The sequence below is a fragment of the Psychrobacter sp. AOP7-B1-25 genome (assembly GCF_052376195.1).
Lineage (GTDB): Bacteria > Pseudomonadota > Gammaproteobacteria > Pseudomonadales > Moraxellaceae > Psychrobacter.
The window spans coordinates 263,894-281,693 of the sequence record NZ_JBQSVK010000003.1 but is presented as its reverse complement, the minus strand read 5'-3'; the positions used below and the strand labels follow the sequence as shown (position 1 = coordinate 281,693).

Below are 17,800 nucleotides of genomic sequence, written 5' to 3'. Positions count from 1 at the left end.
CAATTAAAAAGAGTAGCCTTACGTGAAATCAATCCTTTGGCAGCGTGTCATATCTCCGTTTGTTGAACCTTATATCCGTTATCAATATGCGGATATTTTGCATGCCATACGCTTAGGTGCGGCAGTGATATTTGCTTTGATAGTTAATGCGCTTACTGGTTTCCCACATGGAGAGTGGACGACGATCACTGTGTTTATTATTTTGGGTTTATTACAGTATCAAGGCGCTATTTATACCAAAGCCAAAGAGCGAATACTGGGTACCATATTTGGTATTATCGCAGCATTCGGTATTCTGTGGTTCAATGACAGCGTGAACGCATGGGTGTGGGTGTATTATGCGCTCATCGGTCTCGTCAGTAGTGTTATTGGTTATTTGGCAGTCAGAAACCTTGGTTATACAGGCTTACTGACTGGTATTACGATGTTGATGATTGTCTCAAACTTAGGCCAAGGTAACATGAGCCAAGACGGTATATATCGTGCCCTAAATATCCTGTTAGGCACTGGTGTTTCGGTGGCTGTGACGCTAATTTTGCCGTTGAAGTCGACATTAATGTGGCGATTTCTATTAAGCAGCAACCTTGATGCTTGTAGCAGTCTTTATGCTGGTGTCGGTAAACATATTGATACTACTGATCAAATCAAAGATGATTTAATGCAGCAGCAAAATACAAAGCTATTTCCCATGGATGAAGTACCTGTTAACAAAGCGTTGCTCACAGAGCTACAGCAAATTAATAAACGTCTGCTGGCTGTACGACCACATATCGCCGCGACAGCAAGTGAGTCAGGTATTGAGAAGGGAACGCTCGAGACGATTCAGCGTACCCATCGTAATATTATTGGAACGATTGACTTACTATTAAGTGCTGCGCCACGATTGGCAAATATTGAGATTGATGAGGAAAATCATATTTTATTGGTACATTATCAGAATGAGCTAACCCAAGCGATGCAACATATGGCAGCGGTATTGCGGAGTCCTAGCGATGAAGTGTTTCGCCCCATTACTCGTATTGCTGTCTCGGAGTATCCGAGCGTGCAGCATCTAGCATTTGAATGGCAGGGGTATTTTTGGTTGACTCAAACCTTGCAAACTCAATTACAACAGCTGAGCGACTTGTTACAAACATCTAAGCTGCATTGGTTTGCTGCATCTGGATTGAGTTATCAACGCCGCGAGCAGCGCAGAATGAAAGAGAAAGGTGGTGAGAGAGATTTACATCTATAACGCACAAAAAACGCTGATCATCTAGGATCAGCGTTTTTATTTTAAATGTCTACTTTGTTTTTAAAATGCTAAGTCAAAACGATTAACGACCAGTTTTTAGCTTATCCCAATACTGCTGATACACTTGCAATGCTTCATCGCCCACATCTTCTTGGAATTCAGCTTTCGCTAATACTTCTTTAGAAGGATAAATCGTTGGGTTGTTTTGTACGCTTTCATCCATCAACTCGCGTGCAGCTATATTTGGTGAGGCGTAGCCAATCCCTTCACTCACGATTTTTGAGTTTTCAGGACGCAATAGATAGTCTATAAATTTATGTGCAGCATCTACTTGCTTAGCATTCTTAGGAATGACAAAGTTGTCCATCCATAAGATAGCTCCTTCGCTAGGGTACTTATAAACCAAGCTAGTGAGACCTTCATCATTGGCGATTACCGCTTCGCCATTCCAGCTCATACCCACTGAGGTTTCACCTTCCATATATGGCATGCGTGTGGCGTCTGAGTTGAACGTCTTAACGTTTGGCATTAACGTCGTGAGCTTGTTATAAGCGGCTTCGATTTCATCGGGATTGCTACTATTACCTGAATAACCCAAGGTGAATAGCGCCATACCAAACACTTCTCGCACGTCATTGGTTAGCATGACTTGTCCTTTATACTTGGGATCCCATAGATCATTCCAACTATTAACTGTCGCAGGATCAACGCTATCTCCATTGATTGCTAGACCTGTGCTACCCCACATATAAGGGATAGAGTATTTATTATCAGGATCAACTTTAGTATTGGTAAATGAAGTATCAAGATTCTTGAAGTTGCTCAATTTAGATTTATCTAGCTCTTGCAGTAGTCCTTCTTTCGCCATCTTTTCGACATAATAGGTCGATGGTACAGCCAGGTCGTACTGACTTGAGTCATCGAGTAGCTTAAGCTTGGCATACATAGCTTCATTAGAGTCAAAGGTGGTGTAGTTGACCGAGATACCAGTCTCTTCTTCAAAGCCATCAAGAATTTCTTGTGGCATATATTCTGACCAGTTGTAAAGGTTCAGCGTCTCATTACTCGCTGCAACGCTGCCATCTGCAGCGTTATCAGAGTTGCTACAGCTGGCAAGAACCAAGCCGACAGCCGCTGCTAATAATGCTTTTGGCACTATACGACCGACACTAGCCGAAGTATGGGTAGCTGGATGGGACGATGATAAAAGGGTCAAAATATCTCTCCTAAATAAAGATAATGCAAATCAGAAAAATTCAATAAAAAATCCAAAAGCCTGACATGGCCAATAAAACTATTATGGTCATTAATTTGTATAATTTAAAGGGGTATTGTTAAGGCAATGCTTAGTGATACTAATAAAGATAACTGGTTGGCTTAATGAGGTGAGTAGCAAAACGAACGTAATGACAGGTAGCTTTGAGTAAAGTTGCTAGCAAGCTGCTGACGTCGAGTCGGAAAAAGATAGTATATAACCATGCTATGATTGGCGCTGATCGGAGTATGATGAACGTAAGCTCAGAGATAATAAGCCTTGACCATACCATAATAATAAAGGATACAGCACAATGACCGAAAGCACTTCAACTCAAAACGTCTTGAACAAAAACCACTCAGCTATACCAGCCTTGCTCACAGATAAAGTCGCCATAGTGACTGGATCCAGTCGTGGGCTTGGTGCACAGATTGCTCAGCAAATGGCAGCGGCAGGCGCAACCGTTTGCGTCAACTACCTTAACAGTAAAGAAGCTGCTGAGAAGGTAGTGGCTGATATCATCTGCGCAGGCGGTCAGGCATTTGTTTATCAGGCAGATGTCACCGAGCTTGAGCAAGTACAGGCAATGGCAGCTGAAGTTGTCACTCGTTATGGTCGTATCGATATATTGGTCAATAATGCCTTACCGAGTTATCAGTTCAATCCAAGTGCTGCGTACACCAGTATCGAAACCGTAGAGTGGTCGCATTTCTCGCAGCAGATGGATGGTATCGTTAAAGGTGCATTTAATACAGTACAAGCAGTATTACCACAAATGAAAGCGCAGCAAGTGGGTAAAATTATCAATATCTCGACCAACCTTGTCTACAATCCAGTGGTTACTTATTACGACTATACCACTGCTAAATCAGCACTCATTGGGCTAACGCGCAACTTAGCAAGTGAGCTAGGACAATATGGTATTCGAGTTAACTTGCTGGCAGGTGGGTTGTTAAAGACTACGGATGCAAGCAGCCTGACTACAGAGGAAGTATTTGATTATATCGCTACTACAACGCCGCTACGCCAAGCGACTTCGGTTGCTGATTTTGCCAATTCGGTACTACTTATGGCATCTGATTTGAGTATGGCTATTACTGGACAATCTATCGCTGTCGATGGTGGCTTAACGATGCCTTGATAGCAGGTAGGTACTAAGATTCCATATACTGTGTGTTAGCTCGTTTGCCATTTTATAAAATAGGGAGCTACACTTATTTAGTCCTGAGATATTTTTAAATGGCGATAGGTTGGATATATTCCGATTTGTCGCCTTTTCTATTTTTGGTACTACAGTTTTAGATTCTTGTGATTTATAGGTTGCATATAGTTACAAACTTTTTGTTTGTTAATACGAAAATATTTGTTTCTAATTGTCAACTATGTTTCAATTCCATTCTTTTATCAATTTCTTATATACCTTAAGTACATTCACTGTGCTTAAGTTTTGATTGGAGTAATGGGATATGCAAGGAAGTAATTCGCCAAATGGTAGTCCGCCACACAACGATTTCGATGCAGCAGAACAAAATTCTCGTATGCAGCGGTTTTTAAAGGGCGTCGAATGGCTCGGTAATTTATTACCGCATCCTGTTATTTTATTCGTTTGGATGTCTGTGCTGTTGTTGGTGCTCTCAGCTGTCATGTCATATTTTGGCGTGTCGGTTATTGACCCAAGACCAGAAGGTACAAGCGGACGTAGCGCTGATGGGATGATCGAAGTCGTCAACCTATTGAACGGTGAGGGCTTGGCTCGTATCGTCGAAAATCTTGTGACCAACTTTACTGGTTTTGTACCGCTAGGTACGGTGCTAGTAGCGTTGTTGGGTGTCGGTATCGCTGAACACTCTGGCATGATATCAGCTGCGCTGCGAGGTCTGGTCATGAATGCTCCCAAAAAGATGGTCACCTTTACCATCGTTTTTGCAGGCATCATGTCAAACACGGCTGCTGAACTAGGTTACGTGGTACTGATACCACTTGCGGCGGTGATTTTCCACTCGCTAGGTAGACATCCTTTAGCAGGTCTAGCAGCAGCATTTGCTGGGGTGTCAGGTGGTTATAGTGCTAATTTGCTGCTAGGGACAGTAGATCCTTTGTTATCAGGGATTACCCAAGAAGCAGCGCGTATCATTGATCCAGCTTATACCGTTGGTGCAGAGGCCAACTGGTACTTTATGATCGCCAGTACCTTTTTGATCAGTGGTTTGGGTTACTTTGTCACTGAAAAAATCGTTGAACCAAGTTTAGGGGAGTATAACCCTAAGGATGCTGACGATACCTCTGTGCTAGAGACGCAAATTGAAAAAGTATCATCGCTTGAGAAAAAAGGTCTACTGTGGGCAGGTATCAGCATGTTGATATTTTGCTTATTGTTAGCGTGGACAGTAGTGCCTGCCGATGGCATCTTGCGTAATGCAGAGACAGGTTTAGTATCAGGCTCACCATTTTTAAAAGGCATTGTGGTCTTTATCTTTGTATTCTTTGCGATTCCAGGTTATATCTACGGTAAGATTACCGGTAGCATCAAGAGCAATCAAGACGTTGTCGATGCTATGAGCAACGCTATGAGCTCGTTAAGTATTTATATCGTATTAGTATTTTTTGCTGCACAGTTTACCGCGTTCTTTAAGTGGTCAAACTTGGGCTCAGTAATGGCCGTATCTGGCGCGACTTTCTTGAGCGATATTGGCCTAACTGGGCCATTACTATTGGTTGGTTTTATCTTGATATGTGGAGTGGTCAACTTGATGCTCGGCTCAGCATCAGCGCAGTGGGCGGTGACCGCACCTATCTTTGTGCCTATGCTAATGCTCACAGGTTACGCGCCAGAAATGATTCAGGCAGCCTATCGCATCGGTGATTCGACTACCAATATTATTACGCCTATGATGAGCTATTTCGGCCTTATTTTGGCAGTTGCTATGCGCTATAAAAAGAACACAGGTGTAGGAACCTTAATGGCCATGATGCTGCCATACTCGATGGCGTTTTTGATTGGTTGGACAATCTTATTCTCTGTTTGGGTATTTGTACTTGGTTTGCCAGTTGGTCCGGGATCAGAGACTTTTTATCCAGCACAATAATTAGATAGTAATAGAAAATATATTGATAATAAAAAGCCCTCACTAATGATTTAGTAAGGGCTTTTTTATTGAATGTTAATGGCTTCATTTACTTGGATGTTTTTACAACTTTATATCTAGCTGATCAAGCACGGTTTGAATACCATAATCTTCAATCGTTCCAGTGACGAAATCAGCGCGTTCTATTAAAGCTGGCTGCGCATCGCCCATTGCCACAGCAAACCCAACCAAATCAAACATCTCTAAGTCATTGAATCCGTCACCAAACGCCATACATTCACTTGCATCCGCCCCATAATATTTGCAGATATCTATAATACCTCGCGCCTTGGACGCATCGACCGGTAATATATCGGCCCCAATCTGATGCCAATGTACCAGTTTTAAATCATACTGGGCAAAGTCGATGTCTTGCATTTTTTCTTGCTGGTTATTAAAAAATACCGAGCACTGATAGACGGTATTTGTTTTGTAGTAATCAGGATCAACAATAGAATTGGGCGTGACAGCATTGAACTCGCGCAAACGTTCATTTTCGCCCGACCAAGCGATATGAGTAGCAGAATCAAACTTATGAATCAAATCACTCTGCTGGCACAGGCGCACGATTTTATCTGTTTGCTCAGCAGATAATGGGTAGTGGCTGATTTTGCCACTTTTATCAAAACTATATTGCCCATTCATACAAATAATAGCATTCAATATGTTCGCATCAAGCAACGACAAAATATCTTCAGGTAATATAGCTTTAGAACGACCAGTCGAAATCACTAGCTTAATATCGGTATCAGCAAGCTGCTCAAGCGTGGCTTTATTATGTTCAGCGATAATACCGTTACGACTCAAAGTATCATCAATGTCAAAGAAGATAATTTTGGGTGTCGAAATCTTAATAGTCATACTTTCTGTGGCAATCTTATCTTCGATAAACATGATGATCCTATTATTTTTAGTCGTCTAGATAATACATTAGATATTACTACAACGCACCTAATCAGATAAGTACCTATCGAGTAACCTATGATGCTATAAACATACTTGCTGATTCAGTATTCGTATGATGGCTAGTGAAGTTGCTCATCGCTTTTCCAGAGGATTAACAAAAATGCTAAACGATATGATTAACTCAATCGTATCGATTTATTATAAGGTGATATTCAATTATCAAAACTAATATACAAAATGAGATGGACTATCATTATTAATGCAGCAGCTACCTAAAGGAACAAGTATGAAGTTTTTCACCTTAAAATCGGTTACCGTTTTGGCAACATTGGCTTTATCTACTAATGCTCTTGCAATGGATGTTAAATTTAACGATGCCGCTTGGGACGGTAAAAAAATACCTGAAGGGCAGCAGTGTCTGAACTATGATGGTAAAAGTCCAGCCACGCCCAGCATGACTGTCTCAGATATTCCAGTAGGCGCGGAAAGCTTGGTATTCGTCTACAACGATGTAAGCAATAAACGTATGCAACACGGTGGACATGGCATTGTAGAGTTCGCACTACCAGAAGGCGCTACAAGTGCAGAGGTGCCACGAGTATTTGGCCATACGTACGAAGTGCCAGTAGGTATTGAGATGGTCGCAGAATACCGCAGCCGTAAGGGTGAGGCGGGCGGAGCATACAAGCCACCTTGCTCTGGTGGTAAAAACCATCTATACACAGTAGATGTACAAGCATGGCAGGGTGATTCGGTACTTGCTGAAACAACAATTGAGATGGGTCGGTATTGATACGTTAGTTTATTCAATTGGTATGCAATAAAGCCGTCTATACCTGCTGTAGGCGGCTTTCTACTGAGGGTGAATTGTGTTTCGAATATTGATAATTGGGCTAGCGTAATAAGTATAATAAACTGAAGGTCTGCAATGGCTAGTCAATAAAGCCGACTTGTTGATTAATTTTTTATGAATAAAATACGGTTATAGGCAGATATAGAGTAGACTTTTTAGTTATTAGAATAATGGTATCACTGCTATGGTGTCAGGTTTTATAGTATAATTATAATCTGACAAATGTTGACATGATATTTCGTCAAAACTTTATATCATTACTCGAAGAGGATCATGGTAGATTATAGAGAGCGGTTATAAGTTAGTAATACTATTGATGGTGTTTTTTTAAGATGTCTTTTGATTCAGTTTAATCATTTATAAATGGATTTTATCATGCATACAGCTACAAGTGATACTGTAAAAAATAGAAAAAGACACGGCGAGCACATTCTTATCCACATGACGTATATTGCTAAAAACGTCGATCTAGATTCGGGAGTTGAGCTAACTCGCGCACTTGAATATTGGCGCAGATATTTTGAAGAAAACAATATAGTTTCAGCTTTAGTTATTAGTGAAGGTTATTTCGTTCAAAGCTTTCAAGGAACAAGGCCTGCTATCAATACTGCCTTAGAAAAAATACTTGATGAGCATTCAACTATTTTCCCTAATATTGTTGATATAAAGGAAATAGAATCGCGTCAATGGAATGGGTTTTTAGTCAAACATTTGACATCAAGCGTTGAAGATGAAGAGTATGCACTAAAGAGTTTCTCAGCAGGTTCTGACTATGATCCTTATCTCATGAAAAGCACTCAAATTGAAAGTTTTTTGACAGCGATTTTTAAAGGTAATTAATTCAAAAGGTTATAAACGCGTAAGTTCTGCTCAGTATAAAGGCTGTCTGCTCTAACCAGCATAAAAAAGCCGTCTATGAAGTGTCTTTTGATTTAGATAAAATTTTTATAAATAAGGTTTCCTATGCACACAACGACAAATCAAACTTCAGAAAATAAGAAAAGACATGGCGAGCATCTGCTGATTAGCCTAACGTATATCGGTAAAAATATAGAAATGAAAACAGGTATAGAGTTGACTAGAGCTCTTGAGCAGTGGCGAAGATATTTTGATGAAAGTGGGCTAGTTTCAGCGTTGGTGATTAATGAAAGTTATTTTATTCAGAGCATTCAAGGCTCAAGACCTGCTGTTAATGTTGCACTAGCGAAAATATTCGATGAACACTCTAAGATTATACCTAATATTGTTAAATTAGAAGAAATAGAATCCTGTACATGGGATGGTTATTTAATCAAACATTTGACGTCAAGCGTTGAAGATGAAGAGTATGCCTTAAAAAGCTTCTCAGCAGGTTCTGACTTCAATCCTTATCTAATGAAAAGTACTCAAATTGAAAGCTTTTTGACAGCAGTTTTTGAAGGCGCTGAAGCCAATAAACCTTAAATAGCTAATAATCACTTACTGTCACAGTTAGTTATTCTAGTGAGCACCAAAAAGCTGCCTATACACACGTATAGGCGGCTTTTTTATTGCAGAGAGTAGGTTGTAATGAGAAGCAAAAGTTATGTTGCAACCTCAACACTCGTCACATTCTGAAAGCCTCTTGGCAACTGACCACCACGATTACCACGCACACCCGTATAGTTAGACAAGTCATTTGGCTTGAGTGTCACATGACGTTTACCAGCAGTAATGACTAGGCTGTCTTGTTGACTGAGTGGCGTGATAGCGAGCACCTCTTCGCCATCCTTTAATTTAATAAGTTTATTGCCCTTACCTCGAGCTTGTTCAGGCAAGTCATCAAGGGCAAATATCAGTAAATACCCCGCATTGGTCACAACGGCGACATGGTCAGGCGCTACCTTTGCATCGGTGCTTTCACCGTCAGCATTAGCAGTCGTTGCCACTGGCGCATCGATACGGGCCACAGGGAGTAAGCGGCTCTCAGCTGCGAGATTAATGATATTTTTCCCCGCTTTTTGATTGCTGTCTAGGTTGCCAAGCGTGTTGATAAAACCGTAACCTGCTGAGCTAGCCAAAATGATGCGTTGATTGTCAGCCCCCGTTAGCAGCTGCTCAAAGCTAGCACCTGCTGGTGGCTTTAGCACACTGGTCAACGGATCGCCTTGACCACGCGCTGAAGCAAGATTGTGTGCGTCAATGCTATAGCTGCGTCCAGTGCTGTCGAGTATGTATATTCTCTCGTTGGACTTACCGCGCACATGCGCTTGATAGCTATCACCTGAGCGATAGCTCATGCCAGCAGCATCGACATCATGACCTTTAGCAGCGCGAATCCAACCCGCTTTTGACAAGATAGCAGTGACAGGCTCGCTCGGCACAAGGTCAGACTCTTTTAGTGCTTGAGCTTCTTCGCGTTCTGCCAATGGTGACACACGCTCATTACCGTGCTCTTTCATATCAGCGGTCAGCTCTTCAATCAGCAAGTTGGTCAAGCTATCTGGATTGTCCAAATACTCTTGAATGATGGCGCGTTCAGCGGCTAGCTCATCTTGCTCACGACGTAACTCGATTTCCTCTAACTTTGCCAGCTGACGTAGACGAATATCCAATATGGCATTGGCTTGAATATCAGTCAGATCATAGTCCTGCATCAAGGTTGCTTTTGGGTCGTCCTCTTCACGAATGATGCGAATGACTTCATCGATATTGAGATAAGCAATTAGTAAGCCTGCCAAAATATGCAAGCGTTTGTCGATTTTATCGAGGCGGTACTCCAAGCGGCGGGTGACCACTGAGCGGCGACACACTAGCCATTCTTCTAATATCTCTTTGAGGTTTTTAACTTGCGGTTTACCGTTTAAGCCAATCATGTTCATATTGACGCGGTAGTTGCTTTCTAGATCCGTGCTGGCAAACAGATGACTCATAACACGATCGACATCGACCCGTGTTGATTTTAATTCAAGCACGATACGGCAAGCGTTTTCGTGATCTGACTCATCATGGATATCTGTGACCCAAGGCAATTTTTTATCGGTCATGAGCTTGGCGATTTGCTCTTGGATTTTGTTGCCTGATACTTGATACGGCAGCGCATCTATAATGACGAGATTTTTCTCTTTAGAGTCAATATGGAAAGTGGCACGCATTTTATAGCTGCCTCGTCCTGTTTCGTACATCGCTTGCAAGTCTTTTTTGCTGGTAATGATTTCCGCTGGTGTTGGCAAATCTGGCGCTGGTATCGATTGGGTAAGCTGTTTCACCGATAGCTCGGGATTTTTGAGCAAGCGAATAGATGCACGCACCACTTCATTGAGATTGTGCGGTGGAATATCGGTTGCCATACCGACCGCGATACCTGTTGTACCGTTTAGCAAGATGTTGGGCAGGCGGGCAGGTAGGGTGGTTGGCTCTTGCATCGTGCCATCAAAGTTATCCTGCCAATCGACCGTACCTTGACCTAACTCTGCAAGTAAGGTATTGGCGTAAGCTGACATTTTGGCTTCGGTATAACGCATCGCGGCAAATGACTTTGGATCATCTGGGCTGCCCCAGTTACCTTGACCCGTGATAAGCGGATAGCGATAGCTGAACGGTTGTGCCATCAGTACCATCGCCTCATAACACGCACTGTCACCGTGCGGATGATATTTACCCAATACGTCACCGACCGTACGAGCAGACTTCTTGGCCTTGGCGGTGGCTTTCAAGCCCAACTCACTCATGGCATAGACGATACGGCGTTGAACAGGTTTTAGACCATCAGCGATATTTGGCAGCGCCCGATCCATGATGACGTACATGGCGTAGTTGAGATAGGCTTGTTCAGTGAACTCTGCGACTGAACGGGTATCCATCGGTTCATTGGGAATGGTTGGAGCAATCGTATGATCAATAACATCAGGCATAAAATAGGATTCACTTATCAGTTTTAATAGGTATAGATAATGGGGTCAAGCACAAAAATAGGATAGTGCTATCGTAAAGGAAATTAGCAGAATTAAAAAGGTATAAGTCATAATAGACGACAAGTCATGACGTGCTTAAAATAAGGACTTATAAAGACTTTTCATCATGTTGTGGTTCATAGCTTTTATAGATTAAGTTAAGTATAGTAAATCTAATATTTATTTTTTGTATGGTTAATAAATGTCTTAGTGTTCCATCATCAACAACTAAGAGTACGATTATTGACACGGACAAGTCGTTACCGAATTATCTTACAATAAGGAATTTCTATTATGTCGTTTGACCTTTTATCCTACGTTTCCACCTCTACGATGCTAAAAAATAAAAGCAGGCACATAGGAGAAAACGCCACTAGAAATGTACTATTGATTAGTGCTATAGCCAGTCTAGGATTAACAGCCTGTAGCCCTTCACAAATGAGTAAGCCGCTACCAGCCGAGACAAACAGCACAGTCAATCAAGATGCAGCAGTGGTGTCAGAATCTATCATGGCATCACCCAGTGCTAAGCGCGCAGTCACGAGCCAACAGATGATGCGCTCTGCGGTGCAGACAAGTATCGTAAGCCCATCACCGCGTATCATCGTCACACCAGAGGCAAAAGACAACTATCAAAAAAATGAAGCAAACCCTGTACATCGAACTACGGATATGGCGGTATCTACTTTGTCTATCGATACTGATACGGGCAGCTACGCCAATGTGCGCCGATACCTAAATGAAGGTCAACTGCCACCCGTCGATGCCGTACGTGTAGAAGAGTTGATTAATTATTTTAACTATCAGTTTGATGATGGCAAACGTATGGGTAGAGCACCATTTGTTGTATCAACTGAAGTAGTAGACTCACCTTGGGATAAAGCTGGTCAAGATAATAAAATAGTCAAGGTTGGTATCAAAGCCGTTGATAGTAGTTGGTCACAAAAAACGGATAAGCAGTCTATGCCACCTGCCAATCTTGTATTTTTAGTAGATGTTTCAGGCTCTATGTCGTCGCGCGATAAGCTACCATTGGCCCAGTCGTCGCTTAAACTGTTAACAGAGCAACTGCGCGCCCAAGACAGCATCAGTATTGTGACCTACTCAGGTAGTACTAGTGTGGCACTGCCTGCGACCAGTGGTAATCAAAAAGCAAAAATATTGGCTGCGATCGAGGGATTAAATGCTTCAGGTTCAACCAATGGAGAAGATGCTCTTAAATTGGCCTACAGACAAGCTGAGCAAGGACTAAGAAAGAACGGTATCAATCGAATCATGATGCTAACGGACGGCGATTTTAATGTCGGTATTAGTGATGTTGATGAGATGCTGGATTTGGTAAAAGCCAATCGCGATCGCGATATTTCTTTGTCTACCGTTGGCTTTGGTCGTGGCAATCTTAATGATCACATGATGGAGCAGATGGCGGACAACGGCAATGGTAATTACAGCTATATTGACAGCTTAACGGAAGCAAAAAAAGTCTTTGGAGATGAGTTAGCCGCGACATTTAATACCGTTGCTAAAGACGTAAAAGTCCAAGTTGAGTTTAATCCTGATGTGGTGAGTGAGTGGCGCTTGATTGGTTATGAAAACCGCGTACTGGCTGAAGAGGATTTCAATAATGACAAAGTTGATGCAGGTGAGCTCGGAGCAGGCAAGGCGGTTATTGCTTTATTTGAGGTGACACCAAAGGGTCAAAAAGGTCTATATAGCGATCGCCGTTATACTGATAGCAATGCCAGTACTAGTTTGAATAATAACCAGAACGCTAACGAGCTTGGCTACCTAAAAATTCGTTATAAAGCACCGACAGGTGGTAGCTCCAAACTTGTTAGCCAACCGATTAACAAAGCTAGCTATGCTCTAGATAAAGCCAGTATCGATACCCAATTTGTGATGGCAGTAGCAGGGTTTGGTCAACGCTTGACTCAAAGCGATTACATCAATGACTGGCAATATAGTGATAGTACCAAGCTTGCCAAAAGTAGTATCGCAGATAGACCAAGTAGCGATGCTGACGGTACTCGTCGCAACTTTGTGACGCTAACTGAGCTGGATAGTGCGCTAAAAAATAGCCGATAGTGAGCAGATATCATGTTGGCGTGGTCATTAAGGAGTAAAAGTCAAGAGTCACATTTCCTAGTGGTATAACTGGTGTTTTTAACATAATATGTTGATATACATAAGGATATTGGGCGTCAAGCCTATTTGCGAACTGGTGTAGCAATCTTTTATATTGAGTACTATCTATAAAGTGTGTATGTTAATAAACAAAGGGTTATTTACCGCTGTATTGTTCGCTCAGCACTGTACAAACATGTCGCAGCCTTGCTTTTCATGATGATAGGCAAGACTTTGACTTTTTGTATATTTATCACACTGTGATTGGCGTGGGTTGACGGTAATGTATTATTACTAGGAGAGAAAAGATTATGGAAAATCAAGGAAACTTAACCCGTCGTGACGATAAAGTTTGGTTAAAAACGTATGAAGAACTTGGTCTGGAGTACAACATCGAGTTGCCAGCGGACAATACGTCACTTATCGATATTTTCGAAAAAAGCTTCGCTGAAAATGCTGATAAAACTGCTTATATCTGCATGGGTTCATCGTTAAGCTTCCAAGAAGTAGATTTATACAGCCGTCAAATGGCTGCTTATCTACAGTCATTAGGATTGGTCAAAGGCGATAAAGTTGCGGTCATGATGCCCAATATTTTGCAGTTGCCGATTTCTGTCATCGCTGTACTACGTGCAGGCTTTACCTTAGTCAATGTCAACCCTTTGTACACTACCAGAGAGCTTGAGCATCAATTGACTGATTCAGACGCCAAAGTGCTGATCATGGTCGAAAACTTTGCCAAAACCTATCAAGACATCGGTCGCAATGTGGTCGATAAGGTCGTGATTACGGGTATGGGCGATTTGATGGGTACGCTCAAAGGCTTTATGGTTAATACGGTCGTCCGCCATGTCAAAAAAATGGTACCAGACTACAGTATTTCTAATAGCATTAGCTTCAAAACTGCACTAAAGCAAGTCACGGCTAGTAAATATAAGCGTCCAACCAATATCACGCTTGATGACATCGCCGTCCTACAGTATACCGGTGGTACGACAGGTGTGGCAAAAGGCGCGATGCTAACGCACAAAAACTTAGTGGCAAACTTAATTCAGTCTAATACCTTTTTGGGCACCGCTTTTGATGATTTCGATCAAAGAGGTGAGCAACCTGTGATTATGACGGCATTGCCGATGTATCATATTTTCTCATTCACCGTATGTGGTATGTTCGGTCTGTATCGCGGTTGTGTGGTGCTATTGGTACCAAACCCACGTGACCTTGATAGCTTGTTAAAAGCATATAAAGCCAATCCACCAGCGTTCTTCCCAGCGGTCAACACATTGTTTAATGCGCTTGCCAATAACGAAGAATTTATAGCGATGGATCATAGCAAGCTACGTCAATCGATGGGCGGTGGCATGGCAGTACTGAGTCCAACAGCAGAAAAATGGCGTCAAGTAACTGGTAATATTATCATTCAAGGTTATGGCCTGTCTGAAACAGCACCAGTAGCAACCTCTAACCCTAGTAACAGTAAAACATTCACGGGTACCATTGGTGTACCGATGCCAGCAACGGATGTGGCAATTTTGGATGATACAGGTAATGAAGTAGCACTTGGTGAGCGCGGTGAGATTAGTGTTCGTGGCCCACAGGTCATGAAAGGCTATTGGAACCGTGAAGATGCGACGGCTGAAGTTATGACAGCAGATGGATTTTTCCGTACTGGTGATATCGGTATCATGGCGGATAACGGTTATGTGACCATCGTTGATCGCAAAAAAGATATGATTTTGGTATCTGGTTTCAACGTTTATCCGAACGAAGTCGAAGAAGTCATGGCTGGCCATCCTAAGATTTTGGAGTGCGGTGTCATTGGTATCGACGATGAGAAAAGCGGCGAGATTCCTAAAATTTATGTCGTACGCAATGATGAGAGCTTGACCACTGACGAAGTTCTTGAGTACGGTAAAGAAAACTTAACAGGTTATAAGCGTCCGCGCCGTGTTGAATTTATTGATGAGCTACCAAAATCGAACGTTGGTAAGATTTTGCGTAAAGATCTACGCGTACTGGAAGAAAAGAACCACGGTTAATTTACCAATACATGCATTTAGAGATGTGTTTGATAGGTATGTGTATTAATAAAAGATACCTGTGAAAATGCTACACGACTAGATATTGTAGTAACTAAAAATGATAAGGCTGCAACCATGCTGTCTTATCATTTTTTTGTGTTTATCGCTTTTGACATTTGTGAGTGACAGTACTATTAATAGAGAATATCTATTAAAACTGCTATAGTGCCCATCGATATATTTTTGTTTTTAGCTAAAAAATAATACTGATTTTGCTCAAGGTAACCAGTAAAATCATAGTAGTACATATCGTTTTCGACGTGGTCGTTCTGAGTGATAGTACTATTTATCATAGACTCAGTGCTGCCTTTTAATTTGCAAAGCTTATGAATGATAAACCCGATCATACTTATCTATTTTTTATTCATAAGCTTCTGCTGTCAGCGATAATCATAAAAATGGTGTTTCCATTAGCATATTCAATGTTTTTTAACAGTAACGTTTAGGAAAAATTATGACGGATAATATTAATAAAAATACGACAGATAATAGCGCTGAAACTAATGATAAATCCGATACTGCTAACGATACTTATCAAAGCAATGCATTTCCTACTATGCCGACCATCGATGGTGACAGTCCATGGCTGAATGCTTATGAGCGTTATAGTATCGATGCGACTATCGAGATGCCAGAAGACAATACTTCTTTACTCGATGTGTTTGAGCGTAATTTTAGTCGTTATGGCCAAAAACCTGCCTATATCTGCATGGGTTCATCGATTACGTTTAAGCAATTAGACCTATATAGCCGACAGATTGCTAGCTATTTGCAGTCGCTAGGACTGGTCGAAGGCGATAAAGTTGGGGTAATGATGCCCAACGTCTTACAGTATCCAGTTGTCGCTTTGGGTATCATTCGTGCAGGGATGGTGTTGGTCAATGTGAACCCTCTATATACCAGCCGTGAGCTATCGCATCAGTTGCACGACAGTGGTGCTAAAGCGCTATTTATCGTAGAAAACTTTGCCAAGACGTATCAAGATGCGGAAGACAAAGGTCAGGTAGAGCACGTAGTGGTATGTACCATTGGTGACATGCTAGGTACGATTAAAGGAGCAGTGGTCAACCTCGTAGCTCGTCATATTAAAAAAATGATTCCTGCTTATAGCATACCGAATAGCGTGAGCTTCAAGCATGCTTTGAATGCAGAGTCAGCCAGTAAGTACCAGCGTCCTGAATTGAACTTGAGCGATGTGGCTTTACTGCAATATACTGGTGGTACAACGGGAGTAGCGAAAGGCGCGATGCTGTCTCACGGCAATCTAGTCGCCAATATGCTACAGGTCAGTGCGCTGATGAATAGTGCATTTGATGATGATATAGATGGTAGAGATGTGATTTTGACCGCACTGCCGCTATATCACGTATTTTCATTTATGGTCTGCGGTATGTGCAGCATGTACCAAGGCTATGCTTCGCTCCTCATTCCGAATCCACGTGACCTTGATGGGCTTATCAAAGAGATGGCCAAGTATAAGCCAGCATTTATCCCTGCTGTGAATACCTTGTTTAATGGTTTAGTACACAAAGATAACTTTGCTGATTTGGATTTTTCTAATCTAAAAGCTTCTATCGGCGGCGGTATGTCAGTATTGCCTAGCGTAGCGAAAGAGTGGCATAAAATAACTGGCCTGCCTATCGTTGAAGGTTATGGCTTGTCTGAGACTTCACCTGTAGTAGCATTTAACCCAATGACCATTGCAGAATTTACCGGAAAAATCGGTATTCCTGCACCTAGTACTGATATCGTACTCATTGATGATGACGAAAATATAGTGGCTATGGGCGACCGTGGTGAAATCTGCGTAAAAGGCCCCCAGGTTATGATTGGCTATCAGAACCGTCCGAAAGAAACTACTGAATCCTTTACGGCTAGTGGCTACTTAAAAACTGGCGATATCGGTATCATGGACGAAAAAGGTTTTATCAAAATTGTCGACCGCAAAAAAGACATGATTTTGGTATCTGGCTTTAATGTCTATCCAAACGAAATCGAAGAAGCGATGAGCGAGCATCCAGCAGTCGTAGAATGTGGTGCTATTGGTGTACCAAACGATGATCGCGGCGAAGAACCAAAGCTGTTTGTGGTCAAGAAAGGTGAAGTGACCGAGGACGAGTTACTCGCTTTTGGTAAAAAGCAATTGACTGGCTATAAACGTCCACGTAGCATTCAGTTCGTTGACGAATTACCAAAGTCGAACGTTGGCAAAATCCTACGTAAGGAATTGCGTAAGATGGAAGGTTTAGAATAGTTTATATCTGACATTCTATTGATAACGGTGGCGTGATGGCAGGTGCGAATCTTGCTA

12 protein-coding genes are annotated in these 17,800 nt (G+C 42.0%); 9 read left to right on the top strand and 3 right to left on the bottom strand.

The window, feature by feature from the left end:
• Nucleotides 1–22: 22 nt before the first annotated feature.
• On the top strand, nt 23–1,234 hold the full coding sequence (locus ACT3QR_RS05250) for an FUSC family protein (protein WP_444520333.1): 1,212 nt from the start codon (nt 23–25) through the stop codon (nt 1,232–1,234).
• Between the two features lie 82 nt (nt 1,235–1,316).
• On the opposite strand, the gene ACT3QR_RS05245 is transcribed toward ACT3QR_RS05250, so the two are convergent.
• Entirely contained in the window at nt 1,317–2,450 is a 1,134-nt protein-coding gene (locus ACT3QR_RS05245; RefSeq protein ID WP_444520332.1) for an ABC transporter substrate-binding protein, read from the bottom strand.
• Nucleotides 2,451–2,802: 352 nt separating this feature from the next.
• On the opposite strand from ACT3QR_RS05245, the gene ACT3QR_RS05240 reads away from it, so the two are divergent.
• Both ACT3QR_RS05240 and ACT3QR_RS05235 read left to right on the top strand, forming a co-directional pair.
• Entirely contained in the window at nt 2,803–3,630 is an 828-nt protein-coding gene (locus ACT3QR_RS05240) for a 3-oxoacyl-ACP reductase (RefSeq protein ID WP_444520331.1), read from the top strand.
• A gap of 325 nt (nt 3,631–3,955) precedes the next feature.
• A complete protein-coding gene (locus ACT3QR_RS05235) occupies nt 3,956–5,575 on the top strand; it encodes an AbgT family transporter (protein ID WP_444520330.1) in 1,620 nt (539 codons plus the stop codon).
• 102 nt (nt 5,576–5,677) lie between these two features.
• Here ACT3QR_RS05235 and ACT3QR_RS05230 read toward each other — a convergent pair whose 3' ends face one another.
• Nucleotides 5,678–6,508, bottom strand: a complete 831-nt coding sequence (locus tag ACT3QR_RS05230; RefSeq protein ID WP_444520329.1) for an HAD family hydrolase — start codon at nt 6,506–6,508, stop codon at nt 5,678–5,680.
• Nucleotides 6,509–6,806: 298 nt separating this feature from the next.
• Between ACT3QR_RS05230 and ACT3QR_RS05225 the strand changes: the two genes are divergently transcribed.
• From ACT3QR_RS05225 to ACT3QR_RS05215, 3 genes are all read left to right on the top strand, one after another.
• Nucleotides 6,807–7,313 carry a hypothetical protein gene (locus tag ACT3QR_RS05225; protein ID WP_444520328.1) on the top strand — a complete coding sequence of 169 codons (507 nt, stop codon included), beginning with the start codon at nt 6,807–6,809 and terminating at the stop codon, nt 7,311–7,313.
• A gap of 435 nt (nt 7,314–7,748) precedes the next feature.
• Complete coding sequence (locus tag ACT3QR_RS05220) at nt 7,749–8,213, top strand: BLUF domain-containing protein (protein ID WP_444520327.1); 465 nt, start codon at nt 7,749–7,751, stop codon at nt 8,211–8,213.
• A 123-nt stretch (nt 8,214–8,336) separates the two neighbouring features.
• Entirely contained in the window at nt 8,337–8,816 is a 480-nt protein-coding gene (locus ACT3QR_RS05215) for a hypothetical protein (RefSeq protein WP_444520326.1), read from the top strand.
• Between the two features lie 119 nt (nt 8,817–8,935).
• Here ACT3QR_RS05215 and parC read toward each other — a convergent pair whose 3' ends face one another.
• Nucleotides 8,936–11,245 carry a DNA topoisomerase IV subunit A gene (parC, locus tag ACT3QR_RS05210; RefSeq protein WP_444520325.1) on the bottom strand — a complete coding sequence of 770 codons (2,310 nt, stop codon included), beginning with the start codon at nt 11,243–11,245 and terminating at the stop codon, nt 8,936–8,938.
• A 333-nt stretch (nt 11,246–11,578) separates the two neighbouring features.
• On the opposite strand from parC, the gene ACT3QR_RS05205 reads away from it, so the two are divergent.
• The 3 genes from ACT3QR_RS05205 to ACT3QR_RS05195 all read left to right on the top strand — a co-directional run bounded on the left by ACT3QR_RS05205 (nt 11,579) and on the right by ACT3QR_RS05195 (nt 17,743).
• On the top strand, nt 11,579–13,369 hold the full coding sequence (locus ACT3QR_RS05205) for a vWA domain-containing protein (RefSeq protein WP_444520324.1): 1,791 nt from the start codon (nt 11,579–11,581) through the stop codon (nt 13,367–13,369).
• A gap of 350 nt (nt 13,370–13,719) precedes the next feature.
• Nucleotides 13,720–15,447, top strand: a complete 1,728-nt coding sequence (locus ACT3QR_RS05200; RefSeq protein WP_444520323.1) for an AMP-binding protein — start codon at nt 13,720–13,722, stop codon at nt 15,445–15,447.
• A 496-nt stretch (nt 15,448–15,943) separates the two neighbouring features.
• The gene (locus tag ACT3QR_RS05195) at nt 15,944–17,743 is read left to right on the top strand and encodes an AMP-binding protein (RefSeq protein ID WP_444520322.1); all 1,800 of its coding nucleotides are present in this window, start codon (nt 15,944–15,946) and stop codon (nt 17,741–17,743) included.
• Nucleotides 17,744–17,800 lie beyond the last annotated feature (57 nt).

Excerpts from the sequence above, each read along its gene's own strand:
- ACT3QR_RS05240 (WP_444520331.1), top strand. The coding sequence starts at position 2,803 with ATGACCGAAAGCACTTCAACTCAAAACGTCTTGAACAAAAACCACTCA.
- ACT3QR_RS05200 (WP_444520323.1), top strand. The coding sequence starts at position 13,720 with ATGGAAAATCAAGGAAACTTAACCCGTCGTGACGATAAAGTTTGGTTA.
- ACT3QR_RS05220 (WP_444520327.1), top strand. The coding sequence starts at position 7,749 with ATGCATACAGCTACAAGTGATACTGTAAAAAATAGAAAAAGACACGGC.
- parC (WP_444520325.1), bottom strand. The coding sequence starts at position 11,245 with ATGCCTGATGTTATTGATCATACGATTGCTCCAACCATTCCCAATGAA.
- ACT3QR_RS05230 (WP_444520329.1), bottom strand. The coding sequence starts at position 6,508 with ATGTTTATCGAAGATAAGATTGCCACAGAAAGTATGACTATTAAGATT.
- ACT3QR_RS05215 (WP_444520326.1), top strand. The coding sequence starts at position 8,337 with ATGCACACAACGACAAATCAAACTTCAGAAAATAAGAAAAGACATGGC.
- ACT3QR_RS05195 (WP_444520322.1), top strand. The coding sequence starts at position 15,944 with ATGACGGATAATATTAATAAAAATACGACAGATAATAGCGCTGAAACT.
- ACT3QR_RS05225 (WP_444520328.1), top strand. The coding sequence starts at position 6,807 with ATGAAGTTTTTCACCTTAAAATCGGTTACCGTTTTGGCAACATTGGCT.
- ACT3QR_RS05235 (WP_444520330.1), top strand. The coding sequence starts at position 3,956 with ATGCAAGGAAGTAATTCGCCAAATGGTAGTCCGCCACACAACGATTTC.
- ACT3QR_RS05205 (WP_444520324.1), top strand. The coding sequence starts at position 11,579 with ATGTCGTTTGACCTTTTATCCTACGTTTCCACCTCTACGATGCTAAAA.